3 protein-coding genes are annotated in these 2,389 nt (G+C 56.3%); all 3 read right to left on the reverse strand.

All coding sequences use genetic code 11. The features are described 5' to 3' along the window. Positions 1 to 222, reverse strand: a 222-nt coding sequence (locus AC2VNK_RS08460) for an SIS domain-containing protein (RefSeq protein WP_486883449.1), incomplete at its 3' end; no start/stop codon positions are given. After that, on the reverse strand, positions 210 to 1,235 hold the full coding sequence (locus AC2VNK_RS08465; protein WP_486883450.1) for a GHMP family kinase ATP-binding protein: 1,026 nt from the start codon (positions 1,233 to 1,235) through the stop codon (positions 210 to 212). The genes AC2VNK_RS08465 and AC2VNK_RS08460, both read right to left, overlap by 13 nt. A 19-nt stretch (positions 1,236 to 1,254) precedes the next feature. After that, the coding region (locus tag AC2VNK_RS08470; RefSeq protein WP_486883451.1) for a glycosyltransferase at positions 1,255 to 2,389 on the reverse strand (1,135 nt) is incomplete at its 5' end.

The following is a 2,389-nucleotide window of genomic DNA, read 5'->3' on the forward strand; positions in this document are numbered from 1 at the left end:
GGCAAAGCGGCTTACCAGTTCGGCCGCGATATGCTGGGCATCCGCCGCGCTCCCCCCGTTACCTGCGAGAAGTATTTTCCCATCTTGGCGCAGGCAGCAGATGCAGACCTCCGCAGCGGTCTGCACGCGCTCTTGTAACAAGGTATCGCACGCCATGCTTTCGAGGAGACACTGCGCGCCAGCCAGTTGCGACCGGATATAGGATCGCATCAGAGCCTCCATGCCTGTGTGCCATTCTTGGTGAAATGGCAATTGCTGACCAGTCCTGCAAATTGGTCGAGGGTACGTACCACATCCATCCGGCGATCCGGGGGCACGAAGAACATCATGAATCCGCCCCCGCCTGCACCCGATATCTTACCGGCGAGTGCCCCGGCCTCAATTACCGAATGATATATCTCATCAATGTGCGGGTTGGACACTGTGCCCGCCGAACGCTTTTTATTCTCCCACCCCATGCGCATGGATTCCACGATTCCGTTGAAATCGCCTTTGAGCAGGCATTCTTTCATCACCAGCGCTTCCTGCTTCAAGCCATACATTGCTTCCATGGCGTCGTGGGAACCGCCTTCCATATTCCGGCTCTGGTCCGCGATGATCTTGGCCGATTCACGCGACACCCCGGTATAGAACAACACCAGGGACGCCTCCAATTCACAGATGATGTAATTTTTAATGCGTAGCGGGTTGATGACCGCCCGATTTTCGGCAAAAAACTCCATGAAGTTGAAACCGCCGAAAGTGGCCGAGTACTGGTCCTGCCGCCCGCCTTGAAGGCCGCAATCCACCCGTTCGATTTGGAAGGCGAGTTGGGCGATGGCGTAATCATCCATGGGCAGATTCAGCAGCTCGCCAAAGGCCCGGATCATGGTCACCACGAGCGTGGAAGAGGACCCCAGGCCAGAACCCGCAGGCGCATCGCAGAAAGTGCTCAACTCTAGGGCCATAGGCTGACCATCGTGGTAATGCTGCATCATAGTGTTGTAGACCGCCCTGTGCAGATTGAGCTGTCCATCCAAGGCAATCGGCTCAGAGAGCGGCAAGCGCTCCTCAACCCGCAGATCCGTCGCCAGGAAACGCACGCAAGGCTCGTCCAACACCCGGATCACGGCATAGGCGTAACGATCAATGGTGGCATTCAGCACATACCCGCCATGCACATCACAAAAGGGTGAAAGATCCGTGCCCCCGCCGGCAAGACCAAGACGTAAGGGCGCTCTGGCACGTACAATCATTCGCGGTTTCTCCCCGAAGTTAGAGCAAGTCACCCTGCCCCAGTATCGCGCGGTAGAGCTTTTGCCGGTAAGCGTCGGGGCCCCAGTGCTCCGACAAAATGGCCCTCGCTTGTTCACAAGACGCGGTCAGTCGGTCGATGTAAGACTCCGGATGGGTGATAATATCGCACAACTGTGTTTCGGTCGCCACCATCTCCAGATGAGCAATCTGCTCCGGCAACCCCTCCACCGCCATGGGGTTCGTCACCACAGGCACACCGTAGGCCAAAGCCTCCAGCACCTTGGTTTTGATGCCACCAGCAAGCTTGGCCGGTACAAGCATAATGCTGGTATTGGTATAAATGCGCTCGAATGCAGGTTCATATCCTGAAAATTGCACATTTTCTACCACAGGGAGGTAGCGGCGCTGACGCCCAAATATGACCAGTGGGGCGTGTGGCCGAAGATCCGTCCAGATTCGAAGCAGATAATCGATCGCCAAGGCGTTTTGCAGTTGAGAATCGCTACCGACAAAAATGAAGCGATAAGGTGTCACCAGGGTCTTCGCTGGAGAAATCGCATGAAACGACTGGGGAATAAAGCCCACCGATCCGCGACCGGCGTGGATCCGGCTTTCCAGAATCGTCGCCTCGGTAGGGGAGGCCAGAATAATTCGGTCGGCGATGGATACGAGTTCTACCTCGGTCCTCTCCAGTGCCGCCGCCTCGCGCTTCACCACCCACCCGGAGATAGGTAGTCTGTTCATTATCCGACTCAATTTACGCCCGACTTTTTTTTCCAGATATCCAAGCTGGAGCCCCTGCTGGGACACATGGGCAGCATGTTCGCTATAACGCCTGGACATCAGATCATCAAAATCCACAAGTAAACGCACACCAGTGCCGTGCCTCCTTGCGGCGCGCACAAGCGACGCGCACCGGACGGTGTCAAAGTAGATGACGTCCGGGTTCACCTCCCGAATGGTCTTTAGGAGCCGCCGCTCCTCCCGTCTACTGCTAAAGAGGACTTCCTGTATGGCCCGGCCGCTAAAAACGGCTTGCGTGACCACAGATGCCAACGACAGTATTTTCCTGACGCCGGTGACGTGGTGAACACGCCCTTTGACCTGATGATCCACTGTTTGATGTACGTCGCCGACGGCTTCCTTCATCTTT

It is taken from the genome of Acidithiobacillus sp. TH-A35 (assembly GCF_057473505.1).

What these genes read in the sequence shown, in the direction of transcription:
- AC2VNK_RS08465 (WP_486883450.1), bottom strand. Translation starts at nt 1,235, where the DNA reads ATGATTGTACGTGCCAGAGCGCCCTTACGTCTTGGTCTTGCCGGCGGG.